This window comes from Bradyrhizobium sp. ISRA464, assembly GCF_029910095.1.
Classification (GTDB): Bacteria; Pseudomonadota; Alphaproteobacteria; order Rhizobiales; family Xanthobacteraceae; genus Bradyrhizobium.
On sequence record NZ_CP094526.1, the window covers coordinates 5,537,639 to 5,556,312 of the forward strand.

Annotated in this window: 19 protein-coding genes; 7 read left to right on the forward strand and 12 right to left on the reverse strand. The window is 64.3% G+C overall.

Annotated elements, in window-relative coordinates; translation table 11 throughout:
- Nucleotides 1–72: 72 nt before the first annotated feature.
- A complete protein-coding gene (locus MTX19_RS25845; RefSeq protein ID WP_280979907.1) occupies nucleotides 73–1,218 on the reverse strand; it encodes an ABC transporter substrate-binding protein in 1,146 nt (381 codons plus the stop codon).
- 292 nt (nucleotides 1,219–1,510) lie between these two features.
- Between MTX19_RS25845 and MTX19_RS25850 the strand changes: the two genes are divergently transcribed.
- Nucleotides 1,511–2,500: a GntR family transcriptional regulator gene (locus tag MTX19_RS25850; protein WP_280984882.1), complete on the forward strand. Its 990-nt coding sequence runs from the start codon at nucleotides 1,511–1,513 to the stop codon at nucleotides 2,498–2,500.
- Nucleotides 2,501–2,535: 35 nt separating this feature from the next.
- On the opposite strand, the gene hpaR is transcribed toward MTX19_RS25850, so the two are convergent.
- On the reverse strand, nucleotides 2,536–3,072 hold the full coding sequence (hpaR, locus tag MTX19_RS25855; RefSeq protein ID WP_280979908.1) for a homoprotocatechuate degradation operon regulator HpaR: 537 nt from the start codon (nucleotides 3,070–3,072) through the stop codon (nucleotides 2,536–2,538).
- Between the two features lie 110 nt (nucleotides 3,073–3,182).
- On the opposite strand from hpaR, the gene hpaH reads away from it, so the two are divergent.
- The 5 genes from hpaH to MTX19_RS25880 all read left to right on the forward strand — a co-directional run bounded on the left by hpaH (nucleotide 3,183) and on the right by MTX19_RS25880 (nucleotide 7,928).
- Complete coding sequence (gene hpaH / locus MTX19_RS25860) at nucleotides 3,183–3,989, forward strand: 2-oxo-hept-4-ene-1,7-dioate hydratase (protein WP_280985531.1); 807 nt, start codon at nucleotides 3,183–3,185, stop codon at nucleotides 3,987–3,989.
- A gap of 29 nt (nucleotides 3,990–4,018) precedes the next feature.
- The gene (locus MTX19_RS25865; RefSeq protein WP_280979909.1) at nucleotides 4,019–4,417 is read left to right on the forward strand and encodes a 5-carboxymethyl-2-hydroxymuconate Delta-isomerase; all 399 of its coding nucleotides are present in this window, start codon (nucleotides 4,019–4,021) and stop codon (nucleotides 4,415–4,417) included.
- Nucleotides 4,410–5,951, forward strand: a complete 1,542-nt coding sequence (gene hpaE / locus MTX19_RS25870; protein ID WP_280979910.1) for a 5-carboxymethyl-2-hydroxymuconate semialdehyde dehydrogenase — start codon at nucleotides 4,410–4,412, stop codon at nucleotides 5,949–5,951. The genes MTX19_RS25865 and hpaE overlap by 8 nt, the downstream gene beginning before the upstream one ends.
- 105 nt (nucleotides 5,952–6,056) lie before the next feature.
- A complete protein-coding gene (gene hpaD, locus MTX19_RS25875; RefSeq protein WP_280979911.1) occupies nucleotides 6,057–7,040 on the forward strand; it encodes a 3,4-dihydroxyphenylacetate 2,3-dioxygenase in 984 nt (327 codons plus the stop codon).
- A 12-nt stretch (nucleotides 7,041–7,052) separates the two neighbouring features.
- On the forward strand, nucleotides 7,053–7,928 hold the full coding sequence (locus MTX19_RS25880) for a fumarylacetoacetate hydrolase family protein (protein ID WP_280979912.1): 876 nt from the start codon (nucleotides 7,053–7,055) through the stop codon (nucleotides 7,926–7,928).
- Nucleotides 7,929–7,984: 56 nt separating this feature from the next.
- On the opposite strand, the gene tnpA is transcribed toward MTX19_RS25880, so the two are convergent.
- Entirely contained in the window at nucleotides 7,985–8,449 is a 465-nt protein-coding gene (gene tnpA / locus MTX19_RS25885) for an IS200/IS605 family transposase (RefSeq protein WP_280984622.1), read from the reverse strand.
- A 138-nt stretch (nucleotides 8,450–8,587) separates the two neighbouring features.
- Here tnpA and MTX19_RS25890 point away from each other — a divergent pair, with 138 nt between their 5' ends.
- A complete protein-coding gene (locus MTX19_RS25890) occupies nucleotides 8,588–10,216 on the forward strand; it encodes a thiamine pyrophosphate-dependent enzyme (RefSeq protein ID WP_280979913.1) in 1,629 nt (542 codons plus the stop codon).
- A 23-nt stretch (nucleotides 10,217–10,239) separates the two neighbouring features.
- On the opposite strand, the gene alkB is transcribed toward MTX19_RS25890, so the two are convergent.
- From alkB to MTX19_RS25935, 9 genes are all read right to left on the reverse strand, one after another.
- The gene (alkB, locus tag MTX19_RS25895; RefSeq protein WP_280979914.1) at nucleotides 10,240–10,911 is read right to left on the reverse strand and encodes a DNA oxidative demethylase AlkB; all 672 of its coding nucleotides are present in this window, start codon (nucleotides 10,909–10,911) and stop codon (nucleotides 10,240–10,242) included.
- A 12-nt stretch (nucleotides 10,912–10,923) separates the two neighbouring features.
- Nucleotides 10,924–11,667, reverse strand: a complete 744-nt coding sequence (locus tag MTX19_RS25900; protein WP_280979915.1) for a 2OG-Fe(II) oxygenase — start codon at nucleotides 11,665–11,667, stop codon at nucleotides 10,924–10,926.
- 186 nt (nucleotides 11,668–11,853) lie between these two features.
- A complete protein-coding gene (locus MTX19_RS25905) occupies nucleotides 11,854–12,540 on the reverse strand; it encodes a DUF2848 domain-containing protein (protein ID WP_280979916.1) in 687 nt (228 codons plus the stop codon).
- Complete coding sequence (locus MTX19_RS25910) at nucleotides 12,533–13,882, reverse strand: amidase (RefSeq protein ID WP_280979917.1); 1,350 nt, start codon at nucleotides 13,880–13,882, stop codon at nucleotides 12,533–12,535. Before MTX19_RS25910 ends, MTX19_RS25905 begins: the two co-directional genes overlap by 8 nt.
- Nucleotides 13,883–13,973: 91 nt before the next feature.
- Nucleotides 13,974–14,693 (reverse strand): ABC transporter ATP-binding protein, encoded by a 720-nt coding sequence (locus tag MTX19_RS25915; protein ID WP_280979918.1) that lies wholly within the window; start codon nucleotides 14,691–14,693, stop codon nucleotides 13,974–13,976.
- On the reverse strand, nucleotides 14,683–15,414 hold the full coding sequence (locus tag MTX19_RS25920; protein ID WP_280979919.1) for an ABC transporter ATP-binding protein: 732 nt from the start codon (nucleotides 15,412–15,414) through the stop codon (nucleotides 14,683–14,685). Before MTX19_RS25920 ends, MTX19_RS25915 begins: the two co-directional genes overlap by 11 nt.
- Nucleotides 15,404–16,324 (reverse strand): branched-chain amino acid ABC transporter permease, encoded by a 921-nt coding sequence (locus tag MTX19_RS25925; protein ID WP_280979920.1) that lies wholly within the window; start codon nucleotides 16,322–16,324, stop codon nucleotides 15,404–15,406. The genes MTX19_RS25920 and MTX19_RS25925 overlap by 11 nt, the downstream gene beginning before the upstream one ends.
- Complete coding sequence (locus MTX19_RS25930; protein ID WP_280979921.1) at nucleotides 16,317–17,237, reverse strand: branched-chain amino acid ABC transporter permease; 921 nt, start codon at nucleotides 17,235–17,237, stop codon at nucleotides 16,317–16,319. The genes MTX19_RS25925 and MTX19_RS25930 overlap by 8 nt, the downstream gene beginning before the upstream one ends.
- 45 nt (nucleotides 17,238–17,282) lie before the next feature.
- Nucleotides 17,283–18,530, reverse strand: a complete 1,248-nt coding sequence (locus MTX19_RS25935) for an ABC transporter substrate-binding protein (RefSeq protein ID WP_280979922.1) — start codon at nucleotides 18,528–18,530, stop codon at nucleotides 17,283–17,285.
- Nucleotides 18,531–18,674 lie beyond the last annotated feature (144 nt).

Genomic DNA, 18,674 nt, shown 5'->3' on the forward strand with positions numbered 1-18,674 from the left:
TGAAGGAGAACTCGTTTCAACGGCTGGCCGGCGCGGCCTCCCTGGCTATTGCCGGAGAGGCCCTCACCCGCATCAGCCGTTGGATTCGATGTGCTTGTCGAAGACGATCTTGCCCTTGTCGTTCTTCACGATGTTGTAGCCGTGAAGCCCGTCGCCGTTCTGGTCGAAATTGTATTCGCCCTCGGCGCCCGGGAATTTCTTGATCGCCAGGATCGCGTCACGGATCTTCTCGGGCTCGGTCGAACCGGCCTTGTTGATCGCCGTGGCCAGCACGGTGACGGCATCATAGGTCCAGGCGCTCTGGTTGTCGGGCGCGACCTTGACCGCATCACGATAAAGCTTGCCGAACGCCTTCGAGGCGTCGCTGGAATCCTCCGCGTAGTCGGCAACACCATAGGTGTTGTAGAGCGCAGGACCGGCGAGCTTGAGCGCGGTGATGTTGACGATCGAGGGCGAGCCGACCCACGGAATATTGACGCCGAGCTGACGCAGCTGGCGGGCGAAGATGCCGAGATCGTTCTCGAAGGTGAAATAGGAACCGAGGATATCCGCGCCCGACTGCTTGATCGCAAGCACGACTGGTGTGAAGTCCTGACTCTGGTTGGCATAGCCCTGATCGAGCACCGGCGGCGCGCCGAGCTTCTGCAGCGCTTCGGTCAGCGCCTTGCCGCCGGCGGTGCCGAACGCGTCGGTCGAATGCAGCACGGCCCACTTCTTCTTGCCGAGCGTGTTGACGCCGTATTCGGCGATCACGCGGCCCGAATAGCTGTCGTTCGGACGGAAGCGGAATAGCCATTTGTTGCCCATGTGGGTGAGATTCGGATCGGTGCCGCCGATCATCACGGGCTTGCCGAGCTTCAGCACGTCGGGCGCCATCGCATGGACCTGCGTCGAACGGATCGAGCCAAGGAAGCCGACGATGTCGGACTGGGCGGCGAGCTTGGAAAACGCGAGCACGATGCCGGGGTTGGTGGTCTGATCGTCCTCGATGATCAGTTCGCCCTGCTTGCCGAGGATGCCGCCGGCCTTGTTGACGGCCTCGAGCGCCAGCTTGGCGCCCTTGATGGCGTACCCGCCGGATTCGGCCGCGGGACCGGTGACGGGCGCGCACATGCCGATCTTGATGGTCGCACCTTGCGCCTGTGCGCTCCGCAGCAGCGCAGGAGCAGCGAGACCTGCCGCCAAGCCGGCGGAAAACTCACGTCTCGTCAGTTTCATTCAATCCTCCCTGTATTACGCCGAGCTTGCATGTCGGCTGCATTGAGACGAGCTAGACGCGTAGACTTGTTGCCCCACCCATGGCCATCACGCAGCGCGACGAACAAACGTTTACGCCGCTGCAGCGCACCCGACGCGCAACGGCGATTTATCGATCTAAGCGTATGGGCGCAGCTAATCATGATTGCACATTGCACGCAATAGCCATCATGACGGTGCGTAAATGCCTGCAACGAGCGACCACGGCCCCGATCACGTGATAGTGTGACCGGCGGGGCAGCCATCCATGTCGATGCCAAGAGCGAAATCGCGGACCAGACGGAAACAGCCGGCCTATGCGCTGATCAAGAATGCATTGGCAAAGCGCATTCGCACCGGTGACGTTCCGGCCGGAACCGTTCTCTCCGAATCGGCGATTGCGACCTTGTTTGGCTCCAGCCGCTCCCCGGTGCGGCAGGCCTTTGAGCAGTTGGAGCACATCGGCCTGGTGCGCCGGTTCGACGGCCGTGGCGTGATCGCCGGCAAACGCAAGGTCGAACCTCGACGCGTCCCAATCACGCCGGAAATGCTGGGGCTGACCGACGGGCCGGTCGAGGCGGTGCGAAGCGACGCCTGGGACGCCCTCTACTATGAGCTCGAACGTGAAATCATCTACCGCTCGCTCTTCGGACGCTTCCGCGTCAGCGAACTCGCACTGGCGCGGCATTTCCGCGTGGGACGCACGGTTGCCCGCAACCTGCTGCTACGTGCGCAGGCGATCGGAATCCTGGAGAAGGGCGCCAAAGCCCACTGGTACGTGGTGCCACTGGACGAGGATCGCGTCCGCGACATCTTCGAAGTGCGGGCAACCCTCGAGCCGCTCCTGCTGAAATCCGCTGCTACGAGGATTCCAGCGGCGCTGCTGGACCGGATGGCGGAGCGGCTGCGCGAGGGAATCCGGTTCCGCGACCGCGTCGGCGTCGCCGAGCTCGACGAAATCGAAGGTCATCTCCATATCCAGTGCCTGGGTTACGGCACCAATCGCGAGATGATCGAAGCCCTCAAGCGCACCCACTGCGCTTTCGTGATCGGCAAACACATCCAGGTGGCCCTGACCGCGCCGCAGATCGATTCCTTCATGGATGAGCATCTGGTGATCATTGAAGCGTTGCGCGCGCGCGACGGGGACGCGGCGGCTGCGACGTTGCGCCGCCATATCGAGTGGTCCCATTCGAAAGTTGCCGGCTGGATCGCCGAATTCCGCGCCATCAACGTGATTTCGCGCGTGCCTTACATGGCCTAGCCTGTATTGCCGAGCACCATCGTGCGAAGTCTTGACTACTCGTCGGCCTCGACCTCGACGTCATCGATGGACGTCATTCCGGCCAGGCTCGCCTCCAGCGCGCCCAGCATGTCCTGGAGTTCCGCAAGCTTGCGCGCGCCATAGCGCCGGGTGATCGCGGCATAGATGGCTTCCGATGTCGGCGCCACCGCCTCGATCAATTTCAGGCCCTTCGTCGAGATCGAGACGACCGCGCGCCGAAGGTCGTTCTCCGCCGCCTTGCGCTCAATCAACTGACGGGCCTCGAGATCGCGCAGGATTCGCGACAGGCTCGGCCCGAGCAGGAACGCCACGCGCGCGAGCTCGGTGACCTCGATCTCGTCGACGGAGGTGAGCGCGCGCAGGATCCGCCATTGCTGCTCGGTCAGCCCATGATTGCGCAGTGACGGGCGGAATTGCCGCATCACGGCCTCGCGCGCCCGGAGCAGCGACATCGGCAGCGAGCGCGAGAATTCGCGCATCGGCGCGCGGCGGGGTGACTCGGCCTCGGCCGGCGCTGATCGCATGTCGTTCGACGATTTCTTGCGCGCCATTGCTCAATCCACTGCCACGAACTTTTGCGTTGCACCAAATCTCGATTCAGTTTGCGGGAATTCACTTAACATGTTAATCATCTCCCGACATCCAAATTTGTGTATCACGCATGGCCCTCTCCCAGGACGATATCCGCACTGCCGCCGCAAGGCTCGACCAGGCGGAAAAGACCCGCAAGCAAATCCGCCAGCTTTCGCTGCAATATCCTGGCATCACCCTTGAAGATGCCTACGCGATTCAGAAGGCCTGGGTCGAGATGAAGGTGGCGCAGGGCCGTGTCGTCAAGGGCCACAAGATCGGCTTGACCTCGAAGGCGATGCAAAGCGCGCTCAACATCGACGAGCCCGATTCCGGCATCCTGCTCGACGATATGTTCTTTGCCGATGGCGGACTGGTGCCGAGCGATCGCTTCATCGGGACACGGGTCGAAGCCGAGCTCGCCTTCGTGATGAAGCATCGCCTGGCGGGACCGAACTGCACCCTGTTCGACGTGCTCAACGCCACCGACTTCGTGGTGCCGGCGCTTGAAATCCTGGATACACGCGTTGAGCGCGTCGACCCCGAGACCAAGGCGACGCGCAAGATCTTTGACACCATCGCCGACAATGCCGCCAATGCCGGCATCGTGCTCGGCGGCCGGCCGATCCGCCCGTTGGACGCCGATCTGCGCTGGGTCGGCGCGCTGTGCTTCCGTAATGGACAGCTCGAGGAGACCGGGCTTGCCGCCGGCGTGCTGAACCATCCGGCGACTGCCGTGGCGTGGCTTGCCAACAAGATCGCGCCCAACGGGCTCGCATTGGAGGCCGGCCAGGTGGTGCTGGCGGGCTCCTTTATCCGCCCGATCGAGACCCGCAAAGGCGACACGATTCAGGCCGACTATGGAGCTTACGGTTCCGTGAGCTGCTACTTCGCCTGACGCCGGACGCAATCGCAAGGAGACTGCTCATGCCGCACTTCACGCTTGAATACTCCGCCAATCTCGACGGTCTCGTCGACATGGCCGAGACCGTCGAAGTGGTGCGCAAGGCAGCGGCCGAAACCGGCATCTTCCCGCTCGGCGGCATCCGCGTCCGCGCCATCAAATGCGAGCATTATGCAATCGCCGACGGCCGGGAAAACTACGGCTTCCTCGACATGGTGCTGCGCCTCGGCGAAGGCCGCGATCTCGCCACCCGAAAGAAGGCCGGCGAGCACATCTTCAAGGTGCTGTCGGCCCATCTCGATCCGGTATTCGCCAAAGCCAAGTTGGCGCTGTCGTTCGACATGCAGATCAACGACAAGGAGACGAGCTGGAAGCGCAACAACATCCATGAAGCGCTGAAAGTGGAGACCGTCAATGGATAAGGCCAGCCCGAAATCTGCAGACCTGTTCCAGGCCAATCGCGACCGCGCGGCCCCCCTGCTCGCCAAGCTGAAGGCCGAAGGCATCGGCCACATGATCGACGGCAAGGTCGTGCCGTCGGTGACGGGTCAGACCTTCGAGACGAAGTCGCCGATCGACGGCACCGTGCTGGCGTCGGTCGCAAAGGGCAATGCGGAAGATATCGATCGCGCCGCGACCGCTGCTGCCCGCGCCTTCAAGGCCTGGCGCGACGTGCCGGCGGCACAGCGCCGCAAGCTCCTGCATCGCGTGGCCGATGCGATCGAGGAGCGTGCCGACGACATCGCCGTGCTCGAATGCATCGACACCGGTCAGGCGCACCGCTTCATGGCCAAGGCCGCGATCCGCGCCGCCGAAAACTTCCGTTTCTTTGCCGACAAATGCGCCGAGGCCCGTGACGGCCTGAACACGCCGAGCGAGGAGCACTGGAACATCTCGACCCGCGTGCCGATCGGCCCGGTCGGCGTGATCACCCCGTGGAACACGCCGTTCATGCTCTCGACCTGGAAGATCGCGCCGGCGCTCGCTGCCGGCTGCACGGTCGTGCACAAGCCGGCGGAATGGTCACCGGTGACCGCTGACCTGCTGGTCAAGCTCGCAGAGCAGGCCGGCATCCCCGATGGCGTGTTCAACACCGTGCACGGCTTCGGCGAGGACGCCGGCAAGGCGCTGACGGAACATCCCGCCATCAAGGCGATCGGTTTTGTCGGCGAGAGCGCAACCGGTTCGGCGATCATGGCGCAGGGCGCGCCGACCCTGAAGCGCGTGCATTTCGAGCTCGGCGGCAAGAACCCGGTGATCGTGTTCGACGATGCCGATTTCGACCGCGCGCTCGATGCGGTCGTGTTCATGATCTACTCGCTCAATGGCGAGCGCTGCACGTCCTCCAGCCGTTTGCTGGTCCAGCAGAGCATCGCCGACAAGTTCATCGAGAAGCTGACGGCGCGGGTGAAGGCGCTGAAGGTCGGTCACCCGCTCGATCCAGCGACCGAAATCGGGCCGCTGATCCACGAGCGGCATCTCGCCAAGGTCTGCAGCTATTTCGACGTTGCGAAGCAGGACGGTGCCACCATCGCCGTCGGCGGCAAGCCGCATGATGGCCCGGGCGGCGGACACTATGTGCAGCCGACATTGGTGACCGGCGCCAATGCCACGATGCGCGTCGCGCAACAGGAAGTGTTCGGTCCGTTCCTGACCGTGATCCCGTTCCGCAACGAGGCTGATGCCATCGAGATCGCCAACGGCGTACAATACGGCCTCGCCGGTTATGTCTGGACCGGCGACATGGGCCGGGCGCTGCGCGTGGCGGATGCGCTCGAAGCCGGTATGATCTGGCTCAACTCGGAAAACGTCCGCCATCTGCCGACGCCGTTCGGCGGCATGAAGGCCTCGGGCATCGGCCGCGACGGCGGTGACTACTCGTTCGATTTCTACATGGAAACCAAGCACGTCTCGCTCGCGCGCGGGACGCACAAGATTCAGAAACTGGGAATCTAGCCAACCGTCGTTCCGGGCGATGTGGAGCATCGAACCCGGAACTTCGAGATTCCGGGTTCGGTCCTGACGGACCGCCCCGGAATGACGATCCAGAGGGGAAGCACCATGCCCGTTCCGCAGCACGTCTTCGATCCGCCGTTCAACATCATCCGTTGCAGCCACGTCATTCTCGATGTGACGGACCTCGACGCGAGCGCCGCGTTCTACGAAAAGACCATCGGCCTGCACATCGAGGGCCGCGACGACAGGGCGGTGTACCTGCGGGCCTACGAGGAGCACCAGCATCACTCGGTGGTGCTGCGCAAGGCGCCGAAGGCGACCTGCAACCGGCTCGGCTTCAAGGTCGGCAATGACCGCGACCTCGACAAGGCGGCAGCATTCTGCTCCGAGAACGGCATCGAGCACGCGTTCGTCGACCAGCCGTTCCAGGGCCGCACCCTGCAATTCACCGATCCCTTCGGCTTCCAGATCGAGCTCTACGCCACGATGGAGAAGCGCCCGCATCTGCTCCGGCGCTACGACCTCTACAAGGGCTGCCATCCGCAGCGGCTCGACCATTTCAACGTGTTCGCGGCCGAGGTGCAGGACACCGTCGACTTCTACGCCCGGCTCGGCTTCCGCCTCACCGAATATGCCGAGGAGGACGGCGCGAACGGCCGCATTGCGGCGGCCTGGATGCACCGCAAGGGCAATGTGCACGACTTCGCCATCACCAACGGCAAGGGCCCGCGCCTGCACCACATCGCTTATTGGGTGCCGACCGCGATGAACATCGTGCATCTCTGCGACGTGATGGCCTCAAGCGGCTTCCTCAAGAACATCGAGCGCGGCCCCGGCCGGCACGGCATCTCCAACGCCTTCTTCCTGTATGTCCGCGATCCCGACGGCCATCGCATCGAGCTCTACACCAGCGACTACTTCACCGGCGATCACGACCACGAGCCGCTGCGCTGGTCGCTGCGCGATCCGCGCCGCCAGACGCTTTGGGGCGCGCCGGCGCCGCGCTCCTGGTTCGAGGAAGGCTCACCGTTCGCAGGCCAGGCCGTGCGCGAGCCGCGCTTCGTCGCGGACGTGCTGGTTGCGGACTGACGGGAATTTGCAATGCCTGCTCCTCGCCTCGCCACCTATTCCGCCAACGGTGCAATCCGATATGGTGCCGTCACCGACACCGGCATCGTCGATCTCTCTTCGCGGTTCGCCAAGGACTATCCGACGCTGCGCGAAGCGATCGCCGCGGGCGCGCTGATGAAGCTCGCGGACACCGCCGCCGCCCGCTCGCCCGATCACGCGCTCGACGCGGTCGCCTTGCAGCCGCCGATCCCGTCGCCGGAAAAGATCATCTGCATCGGCGTCAACTATCCGGACCGCAACGCCGAGTACAAGGACGGCTCGGACGCCCCGAAATATCCGAGCATGTTCCTGCGCGTGCCGCGCTCCCTCGTCGGCCACAACGCATCCCTGGTGCGCCCACGCGCCTCGCCGCAGCTCGACTATGAGGGCGAGCTCGTGCTGGTCATCGGCAAGGCCGGCCGGCACATCCCGGAAAGCGCTGCGCTCGACCACATCGCGGCGGTTTCGCTGTGCAATGAAGGCACCATCCGCGACTGGGTGCGCCATGCGAAATTCAACGTCACCCAGGGCAAGAATTTCGATTCCACCGGCAGCTTGGGTCCGTGGATCGTGCCCTATACCAGCGAAGCGCAAATCGCCGACATCCGCCTGACCACGCGGGTGAACGGCGAGACGCGGCAAGACGACCGCACCTCGCGCTTGATCTTCGGCTTCCGCTACCTCATCAACTACATCTCGACCTTTACGACACTGGTTCCCGGCGACATCATCGTCACGGGCACGCCGACCGGCGCAGGTGCGCGGTTCGATCCGCCGCGCTATCTGAAGCCGGGCGATGTCATTGAAGTCGAGGCCGAGGGCGTCGGAACCTTACGCAACGGCGTCGTCGACGAAGCCAGCCAATAACCTCCAGCAAAGCTGGAGGTTTGATTGGGAACCGCCAAAGGCGGTTTTAAGGGATGTTAGGACGATTGCTTGGATTTTGGGGCAGCTGAAATCTTTAGCTCAAACTGATCCAGTTGCTGGTCGGCCATTTCCTGATTCTTGATGTAGGCCCGGATCATTTCCTCATCGCGGCCGACGGTCGTGACAAAATATCCGCGTGCCCAGAATTTGTGGCCCAGGAAATTTCGCATCTTCCGTTCGACGTTCTGCGCGATCCAGATCGAACTCTTCCCCTTCATATACCCGATGATCTGCGCCACCGAATATTTCGGAGGTATCGATATCAGCATGTGGACATGATCCGGCATCAGGTGACCTTCCTCGATCCGGCACTCCTTCCGTCGTGCCAGATCGTGAAATACCTGGCCCAGATGTCGCTTGATCTTCCCGAACAGCAGCTTCTTGCGGTACTTCGGCGTAAACACGACGTGGTACTTGCACTCCCAAGTCGCGTGATTAAGATGATTGTACTCTGCTTCCATCATGGTCTCCTTGAGGGTTCTTGGCGGTTCCCCAAGGAGACTCCATGACTTCATTCCCGCAGCTGTAGAACTGCCGGTTTTCGCCCCGCCATAGGCGGGGGCTTAGCAGGCTTGGTTAGCAAACGAACGGACAGTGCCATGACCTCAACATCCGGCGGCGAAGCGATCGTCAACGGTCTTGTCGCCCACGGCGTCGACACCGTCTTCGGCCTGCCCGGCGCGCAGATCTATGGCCTGTTCGATGCGTTCCACCAGGCGCAGCTCAAGGTGATCGGCGCGCGGCACGAGCAGGCCTGCGGCTACATGGCATTCGGCTATGCACGCTCCAGCGGACGGCCCGGCGTGTTCAGCGTGGTGCCCGGCCCCGGCGTGCTGAATGCCTCGGCCGCGCTGCTCACCGCGTTCGGCTGCAACGAGCCGGTGCTGTGCCTGACCGGGCAGGTGCCGACGCAATTTCTCGGCAAGGGCCGCGGTCATCTGCACGAGATGCCGGATCAGCTTGCGACCCTGCGCACCTTCGTGAAATGGGCCGACCGCATCGAATATCCCGACAATGCGCCCGCGATGGTGTCGCGCGCGTTTCAGGAGATGCTGTCGGGTCGGCGCGGACCGGCCTCGCTGGAGATGCCGTGGGATGTATTCACACAGCGCGCCCAGGTCGCGACGGTCAAGCCGTTCGACCCGCTGCCGGCGCCGCAGCCCGATCCTGACCGCATCAGGGCGGCCGCCGACCTGATCGCCGGCAGCAAGACGCCGATGATCTTCGTCGGCAGTGGCGCGATCGACGCGCGCGAGGAGATTCTCGAGCTTGCCGAGATGATCGATGCGCCGGTCGTCGCCTTCCGCAGCGGCCGCGGCATCGTCTCCAACGCGCATGAGCTCGGGCTCACGATGGCGGCGGCCTACAAGCTCTGGCCGAAGACCGATCTGATGATCGGCATCGGCACCCGGCTGGAATTGCCGACGATGTCGCGCTGGCCTTATCGGCCGGACGGGCTGAAATGCGTGCGCATCGATATCGATCCCGTCGAGATGCGCCGATGGCCGGCCGATGCCGCCGTGATTTCCGACGCGAAAGCTGGCACCGCCGATCTCGTCGCCGCCGTGCGCAAGGCCGGTTACAGCAAGACGAGCGGCCGCCGCGCCGCGATCCGTGAGGCGACCGTTGCCGCCGGGCACGAGATCCAGCGCATCCAGCCGCAGATGGCCTACCTGAAGATCCTGCGCGAGGTGCTGCCGGCGAATGCCATCATCACCGACGAGCTATCGCAGGTCGGCTTCGCCTCCTGGTACGGCTTCCCGATCTACGAGCCGCGCACCTTCGTCACTTCGGGCTATCAGGGCACGCTCGGCTCGGGCTTTCCGACCGCGCTCGGCGCCAAGGTCGCCAACCCGAACAAGCCGGTGGTCGCGATCACCGGCGACGGCGGCTTCATGTTCGGTGTGCAGGAGCTCGCCACGGCCGTGCAGTTCAAGATCGGCGTGGTGACGCTGGTCTTCAACAACAACGCCTATGGCAATGTCCGCCGCGACCAGCGCGAACGTTTCGACGGCCGCGTCGTCGCCTCCGACCTCGTCAATCCGGATTTCGTCAAGCTCGCGGAGTCCTTCGGCGTGGGGGCTGCCCGCGTCACCTCGCCCGATCATTTCCGCCCCGTGCTGGAGAAGGCGCTGGCCGACGGTGGCCCCTACGTGATCTCGGTCGAAGTGCCGACCGACTCCGAGGTCTCGCCCTGGGCATTCATCCACCCGGCGAAGAACAACTAACGCAGGGCACGATCGCCGTCGGCCTAAAGGCCGACGGCGCCTCGGCGTACCTTGCGAAAGGTCAGGTTGATGCGCTGGCGGCCGAGCACGCCGTGCTCGCCGTCGGCGAGCGGCGCGACGCCGTGGAACGCCAGCCGCGACGGCCCGCCCCACACCACGACATCGCCATGCTCCAGGCGGTAGCGCCGCGTCGGATCGCCGCGCTTGAGGCCGCCGAACAGGAAGATCGCCGGCAGCCCGAGCGACACCGAGACGATGGGTGCTGCGAAATCCAGCTCGTCCTTGTCCTGATGCAACGACAGTTTCGCGCCCGGCACATAGCGGTTGATCAGGCAGGCCTGCGGCGCAAAGCCGTCGAAGCCGGCCTCTGCCGCGGCGTCGGCAGCGAGCTTGCGCAACGCCGGCGGCATCGGCGGCCACGGCGCACCCGAATTCGGATCGATGCCGTCATAGCGATAGCCGCTGGGGTCCGAGACCCAGCCGAGGCTGCCGCTATTGGTCATCGCGACCGACATCCGGTGGCCGCCTGGCGTGATCAAATGGCGGAACGGCGCCTGCTTTACGATTTCGCGCAGGGCTGGGATCAGCTCGGCCTCGAACGGCCTGGCGAAGCCGCGCAGCACGACGGCGCCCTCCGCCATCGTCTCGCGCGGGGGCCTTGCGTCGCCAACGGTCTCGAACAGATCAGCGGTCACGCTTGTCCGCACTCATGTCGCATCGTGGAAGATCACGCCAACGGTGTGGCGATGGCCGGAGCGGATCCGGCTGACGCCGTGGCGCAGATTAACGCGATAGGACCCGCGTGTCCCCTGCACCGGGCGATGATGCACGGCAAAGGCCACCGCATCGCCTTGCGTGAGCGGCACCACCTCGGGCCGCGACTGCATCCGCGGCCGCTGTTCCGTCAGCACGAATTCGCCGCCGGTGAAATCGCGCCCCGGCTGCGACAGCAGGATCGCAACCTGGATCGGGAACACGTGCTCGCCATAGAGATCCTGGTGCAGGCAGTTGTAGTCGCCTTCGCCATATTGCAGCAGAAGCGGCGTCGGGCGCGTCTGCCCGGCATCATGGCAGCGCTTGAGGAACGCCGCATGCGATGCGGGATAGCGGATGTCGATCGCCATCGTCTGGTTCCAGCGATTGGCCGTGACGGTCAGCTGCGCATAAAGTGCCGGCCGCAGTTCCGCGATCAGATCCGGCAGCGGATAGGAGAAGTATTTGTACTCGCCGCGGCCAAAACCGTGGCGGCCCATCACCACCTTGCTGCGGAACAGGCCGTCATCGGGATAGAGCGCGGCGATTGCGTCGCACTCCTGCGGGGTCAGCAGGCTCGGAAGGACGGCGCAGCCCTGCCCGTCGAGATCGGCCGTGATCCGGTCCCAGTCCAACGCGTCGACGCGGACGGAGATGCCGGTGGTTGAGCGGGTGATAGTTTTGACGGTTGCTGTCATGGGGTTGAATCTGGTCCATGATCGCGGCTCGCGCCACCCGATTTCCGGCAGGAGCATGCTGGGAACAGCGCCGCAAATTTCGCTGTCGTCCGGCGAAGACGGCCCGTGGAGAGAACACTGCCCCGCTCGCGGAGAACGACGCGAGGAAAGAGTATCGGCCGACTTTGCCCGGCGTGTGGTGAGAGATCAGCCCAGTACCGGCAGCGTGATCACGTCGTAGCCGTGCCGGATCGTGCGCTTTAGCACGGGATCTTCCATCTCGAACTCGAAGCGGCTCGCCGGGCGGATACCGCCTTTGGCCGCGAAGGTGCCTCCGAACATCGCGCAGCCGTCAGGCAACCCGCGCCCACCGAAACCTCTGTTGATCAGGTTCTGCACCGGCAGCATGTGGTCCAGCGTGCCTTCCTGGTAGAGCACGCGCTGACCGCCGATCACGGCCCAGGAGCGCAGGATCAACTGGTCCCAGTGGCCGATCACATCCTCGAGCTCCCACAGCTCGGACGCGATCGGCTTGTCGCACATCTGCTTCGAGACGGTGACGTTGTAGCTCTCGACCTTGCGGTCGGTGTGGTCGGAGCCGCAACCGACGAAGGTGCGGCCCTGCCAGCCGATCAGCACGAACTCGACCTCGCCGCTGGAGTCCCCGCCGCAAACCTCGATCGCATCCGCGAAGGTGAGCCGGCGCGCCGAGCAGCGGTAATAGATCGGCGTCGTGGCGGGCCGCGCGATGCCGAGCGCCTCGAGCTCGGCGATATGCTTGTCGCGCGCAACCGGATCGCGGCCGGTCCACCCGGCGATCACGGCCTGCCTGATCTCGAGCGTGAGCGGCGTCGCGACGCCCTTGTCGTCGACGTTGAAGGTGAGGTCAAACACGGATCACGGTCTCCATCCCGGCCGCAAGCTCGAAGATGCGGCGATCCGAACTACCCGCGGCGGCGAGCATCAGGCCGACCGGCGCCTCGCCCTCGCGATGCGCCGGCAGCGAGATCGCGCAGCCGTCGAGCACATTGATCAGCGAGGGATTGCGCAGCGCGCGCAGGTTCTGCGTTGCAAACGCCTTGTCGTCGGCGAGATCGGCGATGGCCGGCGGCAGATTCGCCGTGGTCGGCAGCACCATCGCGTCATAGGGCGCGATGCGCTTTTCGGTGCGGGCGATAAACGACCGCCGCGCATTGAAGAGATCGATGTAGTCGGCGGCAAGGAAACCCTCGCCGCGCAGGATGCGCACCGACACGCGGGGATCGTAGATGTCGCCCTTGCTGGCGATCAGGAAGCGATGCCAGGCGTAGCTTTCGGCCGCGGAGAAACCGCCTTTTGCGTTCATCACGCCGACATCGAGTAGTTCCGGCAGTTCGATTCGCTCGATCAGTGCGCCGGCACGCGACAGGGCCGCGAGCGCACGCTCGAAGGTCTTGGCCACCGCATCATCGAGATCGTCGAGCACGACGGTGGTCGGGACCGCGAGCCGCATGCCCTTCACTGGACGCGGGGTGAGCGGTTCGACCTTCTCGTCGGCGAGCACCGCATCGAGCGTCGCGCAGCAGGCCACCGAATTTGCCAGCGGCCCGTAGCTGTCGAGCGTGAACGACAGCGGCACGCCGCCATCGAGCGGAATGCGGCGCTGTGTCGGCTTGTAGCCGACGATGCCGTTGAAGGCCGCCGGGATCCGGCAGGAGCCGCCGGTGTCGGTGCCGAGCGCGCCATAGGCCATGCCGTCGGCGATCGAGACCGCGGCACCGGACGACGAGCCGCCGGGCACATGGCCGACGCTCCGGTTCCAGGCGCTCTTCGGCGTGCCGTAATGCGGGTTGATGCCGATGCCGGAATAGGCGAACTCGGTCATGTTGGTGCGGCCGATCACGATGAAGCCGGCGCGCCGCAGCCGCGCCACCACGGGGGCATCGGCCTCCGCCGGCGCGGAATCCTCCAGCGCCCGCGAACCGGCGCGCGTCACCTGCCCCTTGATGTCGAAAAGATCCTTGATCGAGACCGGGATGCCGGCAAAGGGTGACGGCGCGGCGTTGGCCTTGCGCAGCCTGTCCATGGCGTCGGCGGCCTCAAGGGCAGCGTCCTTGTCGACATGGATGAAGGTGCGCTGGCCCTCGCCAGCGGGATCAGCGATCCTGGCGATGCACTGCTCGACGAGCTTGCGGGCGGAGGTGGTGCCGCTGGCGAGATCGGCGGCAAGGGAGGCGAGGGTCGGATTATTCGGCATAGCTCTCACTTCATGGCTTGCATCTGATTGTCGCGCGAACCGGCGTCGATTTCCAGATGGCTTGCGCCAGACCCGGCCCTGACCGTCCGCATCACTTCAACCCGAAATAGGCGCGATGTAGCTCCTCATTGCCGCTCATCTCGGCAACCGTGCCGGAGAAGCGGATCCGTCCGCCTTCCAGCACGAACACGCGGGTGGCGACGTCAAGGAAACTGATATTTTGCTCGGCAATCAAGAGCGCCAATCCCCGCCCCTGCAGGCTGGAGAGAGCGCGGATCACCTCCTTGACGAACAGCGGTGACAACCCGGCCGAGGGCTCGTCCATGACCAGCAGCTTCGGATCGGCCGACAGCGCCTTGGCGATGCCGAGCATCTTGCGCTGGCCGCCCGAAAGGCTGGAAGCCGGATCGCGACGCTTGTCGCGCAGCACCGGGAATAAGCCGTACAGCTCATCGACCCGTGCCCCCGGATTGGTATGCCCCAAGGCCTGCGCGCCGACCCGAATGTTCTCCTCGATCGACAGATCGGGGAACACCGCGAGCTCCGACATATAAGTCATGCCGCGCTTCATGCGGTCCGACGAGCGCATCCGCGTGATGTCCTCGCCGCCGAGCTTGATATGGCCGCTGCGCGTCTCGATCAGGCCGACCAGCGATTTCAGGAAGGTGGTCTTGCCCGCGCCATTGGCGCCGAGCAGCAGCACGGTCTCGCCGGCGCGGACGTCGAGATCGACGCCCCATAGCACCTGCATTGTGCCGTAGCCTGCATCGACGCCCTTGGCGTCCAGAAGCGGCGCCGCGTCAGTGGGCATGCTCGCCTCCCAAAAACACCTCGATCACCTGCGGCTCGCGCACCGCGGTCGCCAGCGTGCCCTCGAAGATCTCCTTGCCCGCATTGAGCACGATGACGCGGTCGGTGATCTGCTCGATGAAGCCCATGAGATGCTCGACCACGATGATCGCCATTCCGGTCGCGGCCAGCGCCTTGATGCGTCCGGCAATCCAGTCGAGCTCCGCCGGGTTGAGGCCGGCGGCGAGTTCGTCGAGCAGCAATAGCCGCGGGCGGGTCGCGAGCGCGCGGGTGAGATCCAGCATCTTCTGCTGCGCACTGTTGAGATCGGCTGCCGGGCGGTCGGCGACCTCCTTCAGCCGGTATTCGTCGAGCAATTCCGCCATCGAGGGCGGCGCCACCCCGGCATGGCCGTAGGCCAGCGCCACCTGGATGTTCTCGCGCACCGACAGCGACAGGAACGGTTTCGGCACCTGGAAGGTGCGGTTGATGCCGCGGTGAACCAGCTTGTGGGAAGCGACACCGCCGGCCACGGCGCCGTCGAAGACCACCTCGCCGCCGTCAGGCGCATAGAGGCCGGAGATCACGTTGATCGCTGTCGTCTTGCCGGAGCCGTTGGGACCGACGAGACCAAGGATTTCACCGGGCACGACGTGAAAGCTCAGGCCATCGAGCGCGTAGAAGCCACCGAAGCGCTTGACCAGCTTGGAGACCTTGAGGAGGGGTGCTTTCTCAGGGGACATACCACCCCCTGCGCGTTGCCAGCGACACCAGCCCTGCGGGCAGGAACAGCACCAGTCCCATGATCAGGAGGCCGTAGATCAACTGGAAATATTGCGGCGTGGTGAAGCCGATCAGGTTGTAGATGCCGTAGAGGATGATCACGCCGACGATTGGTCCGGTGATGGTGGCGACGCCGCCGAACAACGCGAACACAATCGCAAAGATGCTGAACTCGCCGGAGAACACGTTGTCCGGATAGAACACGGAGACGTACCAGGCATAGATGCCGCCCGCGAGGCCGGCGACCAGCGCGGAGGCGAGCCAGGCGATCACCCGCATCTTGACGATGTTGACGCCGGCCATCGAGGCCGAGACCCCGTCCTCACGCACCGCCTGCAAGGCGAGGCCGAAGGCCGAGTTCCTCAGATAGACGACGCCGCCGACCGTCAGCGCCATCACGGCGACAGCAGCGTAGTAGGCGTACGTCGGATTGAACGTCCCGGTCAGCGACACGCCGTAGGGCCCCTTGGTGATGCCTTCGAGCGCCGGATTGGCGACGAAGTGCAGCACGGCAAGCGAGGCCGCCAGATTGGCGATCGCGAAATACGCGCCGGACAATCGCAGCAGCGGTGTCAGCAGCAGGCCAAGCGCCACAGCGACCAAACCGCCGACCACCACGGCAAGGACGGCCGGCGTCTGCAGATGCATCACCATGATGGCGAAGCCATAGGCGCCGGCGCCGAAGAAGCCGACATAGCCGAACGGCAGATAGCCGGTGAAGCCATAGATGATGTTCACGCCTTGCGCGAGGATCAGAAAGATCACGAAGTTGAACAGCAACAGATGGTTTTGATAGACGCCGGGGAGAGCCGCGAACACCACGACCAGCGGCGCCAGGATGAACAGCAGGTGTTTCGATGCGTTAGGCAACGCGCACCCGCCTTCCGAGCAGACCGCTCGGGCGCAACAACAGGATCACGATCAACAACACATAGGGCAGCAAGTCGGCCCAGGAACTGAGATAGGTCTGCACCAGCATATAGCAGACGCCGTAGACGACGCCGCCGAGCGCGGTGCCGAGCGGATTGCCAAGCGAGCCCAGCACCACGATCGCAAACGACGTCACCGTCGCATCCGCGCCGAAGGCTGGCGTCACCGAGCCGAACATGAAGGGCGCGAACACGCCGGCGATGGCGGCGAGCCCCAAGCCGATGCCGAACGCCGCCGCCGAGACGCGGTCGACGTCGATGCCGGTCGCCAGCGCCTCATCGCGCCGTGACATCACCGCGCGGGTCAGCGTGCCGAGCCGCGTGTGGTAGAGATAGAGATAGACGAACGCGATCACGATCAGGCTGGTTACAGCCGCGATCACCCAGGGCGCCGGAAAGCCCTGGCCGAAGATCTGGATCGGCCCCGCCCCGGCCTTGCCGCCGAACCACTTGACCTTGATGGTCGTGAATACGGTTCCCAGCAGCCGGCTCTGGATCGACCGCTCGCTGGTGCCGGCGAAGATCGTGGTGACGGCCTCGATCACCTGCGACAGGCCGAAGAACAGGATGATCGACAGCATTTCCGGGTTGGCCGAGCCCTGCAGACGCGGCACCAGCACCCAGTACAACAGCAGGCCTGCGAGCACGAAGATCACGAAGGCTAGCGGCACCGCGAACAGCGGGTCGAGGCCGGCGATGCCGACCACCCCGACCGCGATGAAGGCGCCGAGCATCAGAATGTCGCCATGCGCAAGATTGACGATGCGCATGACACCGAACACGAGATTGAGACCGATGCCGACGAGGCTGAAATACAGCCCGAACAGCACGCCGGCGACGAGCGCGTAGGTCATGCTACCGCCCGCCCCCGATAACCTCGATTGACGCCGATGACTGCATTACGGCGCCGGATAGACCGGCTTGCCGGTCGCGGTCTCGTGCGGATAGATCGAGACGAACTTGATGTGATCGTGCTCGTCGACCGTGAGCTGGCCGAGCGGCGTCAATTCGCCGACCTGCCCGCCGGTGTCATCCAGCGCAAAGGTGCCGTCGAGCGTCTTGAGCTTGCCGTTGAGCGAGAACACCGCGCGGCGCAGCTCCATCTGGTCGAGGCTGGTCGCCTCCGACAGCGTCTTCTCGATCACCAGCGCGGTGGTGTAGCCGGCCACCGCGTTGAAGCCGAACTCCATCTTGCCGTCGCTGTACTTCCTCTCCCAGGCGGCGCGGAAATCCTTCATGTTCATCCCGAAATTGACGGGATAATCCAGCTCGGACGGCGGCACATAGGTCCAGATGTGCTCGAGGCCCTTGGCGCCGACGTTCTTTTCGAGCAGCTCGGTCTCGAGGCCGGCATAGATCGAGAACAGCATCTTGAACTTGATGCCGACGTCCTGGACGTTGCGCAGGAAGGCGATGTCGTTCGGCGCGTAGCCGAAATGGATCACCGCGTCGGGATTGGCGTTGTTGATGTTGTTGATGATGACGTTGTAGTTCGTGGTCTCGGTCGGTACGCCCTGGTCGTAGACGATCTCGATCGGCGCGCCCGAATCCTTGACGAACTTGCGGAAGGCGTTGGCCTGCGTTCCCGTGAACTCGTTGGTCGCGTAGAGGATCGCGATCTTCTTGATGCCGAGACCCGGACCGTCATGGCTGATGAAGTCCGCCACCGGCTTCGGCCAGATGGTCGACACCGGGTCGGCCATCAGCGCGATATACGGATTGTCCTTGGAGAAGAAGCTCGCGCCGGTGCCGGTCTGATCGAACAGGAACATCTTGTGGTCGCGCGCGATCGCAACCGCCGGCGCCGTCAGCACCGATCCGGAATCCGCCACCAGCAGATCGACCTTATCCTGGGTGATGAGCTGATTATAAAGAGTCGCGGCGGTCGCGGTGTTGCTCTGGTCGTCATAGGAGACGAGCTTGATCGGGATCTTCTTGTCGAACGCCTTCACAAAGACGCCGCCGTCGGCGTTCTTCTGTTCGACCCAGAATTTCAGCGAGCTGTAAACCGGCATCGAGATCGAGGCATAGCGCCCCGAGGACGCATAGAGCGTGCCGATCTTGATCTCGGACGGCGCATCTGCCGCCATGGCCTGCGTGGCAATTGCGAGGCTGGCAGCGAGTGCCGCGCCGGTCATCCTCAGCATGATCTCATTCCTCCCGGATGCTTGATACCGGCGCCCTTCTACGCGCGAGACCGGAGGGACACAAGCAGGCCAGCCTTATCAATTGTGCGAGGGGCGGAATATGCGGCATGCGCGTGGCACAGGCGGCTGCGCGCTGCACGGATA

Excerpts from the sequence above, each read along its gene's own strand:
- hpaH (WP_280985531.1), top strand. The coding sequence starts at position 3,183 with ATGGCCCTCTCCCAGGACGATATCCGCACTGCCGCCGCAAGGCTCGAC.
- tnpA (WP_280984622.1), bottom strand. The coding sequence starts at position 8,449 with ATGGAAGCAGAGTACAATCATCTTAATCACGCGACTTGGGAGTGCAAG.
- hpaD (WP_280979911.1), top strand. The coding sequence starts at position 6,057 with ATGCCCGTTCCGCAGCACGTCTTCGATCCGCCGTTCAACATCATCCGT.
- MTX19_RS25935 (WP_280979922.1), bottom strand. The coding sequence starts at position 18,530 with ATGCTGAGGATGACCGGCGCGGCACTCGCTGCCAGCCTCGCAATTGCC.
- MTX19_RS25900 (WP_280979915.1), bottom strand. The coding sequence starts at position 11,667 with ATGACAGCAACCGTCAAAACTATCACCCGCTCAACCACCGGCATCTCC.
- MTX19_RS25920 (WP_280979919.1), bottom strand. The coding sequence starts at position 15,414 with ATGTCCCCTGAGAAAGCACCCCTCCTCAAGGTCTCCAAGCTGGTCAAG.
- MTX19_RS25865 (WP_280979909.1), top strand. The coding sequence starts at position 4,019 with ATGCCGCACTTCACGCTTGAATACTCCGCCAATCTCGACGGTCTCGTC.
- MTX19_RS25880 (WP_280979912.1), top strand. The coding sequence starts at position 7,053 with ATGCCTGCTCCTCGCCTCGCCACCTATTCCGCCAACGGTGCAATCCGA.
- hpaE (WP_280979910.1), top strand. The coding sequence starts at position 4,410 with ATGGATAAGGCCAGCCCGAAATCTGCAGACCTGTTCCAGGCCAATCGC.
- hpaR (WP_280979908.1), bottom strand. The coding sequence starts at position 3,072 with ATGGCGCGCAAGAAATCGTCGAACGACATGCGATCAGCGCCGGCCGAG.
- MTX19_RS25915 (WP_280979918.1), bottom strand. The coding sequence starts at position 14,693 with ATGCCCACTGACGCGGCGCCGCTTCTGGACGCCAAGGGCGTCGATGCA.
- MTX19_RS25930 (WP_280979921.1), bottom strand. The coding sequence starts at position 17,237 with ATGACCTACGCGCTCGTCGCCGGCGTGCTGTTCGGGCTGTATTTCAGC.
- MTX19_RS25910 (WP_280979917.1), bottom strand. The coding sequence starts at position 13,882 with ATGCCGAATAATCCGACCCTCGCCTCCCTTGCCGCCGATCTCGCCAGC.
- MTX19_RS25890 (WP_280979913.1), top strand. The coding sequence starts at position 8,588 with ATGACCTCAACATCCGGCGGCGAAGCGATCGTCAACGGTCTTGTCGCC.
- MTX19_RS25845 (WP_280979907.1), bottom strand. The coding sequence starts at position 1,218 with ATGAAACTGACGAGACGTGAGTTTTCCGCCGGCTTGGCGGCAGGTCTC.
- MTX19_RS25850 (WP_280984882.1), top strand. The coding sequence starts at position 1,511 with ATGCCAAGAGCGAAATCGCGGACCAGACGGAAACAGCCGGCCTATGCG.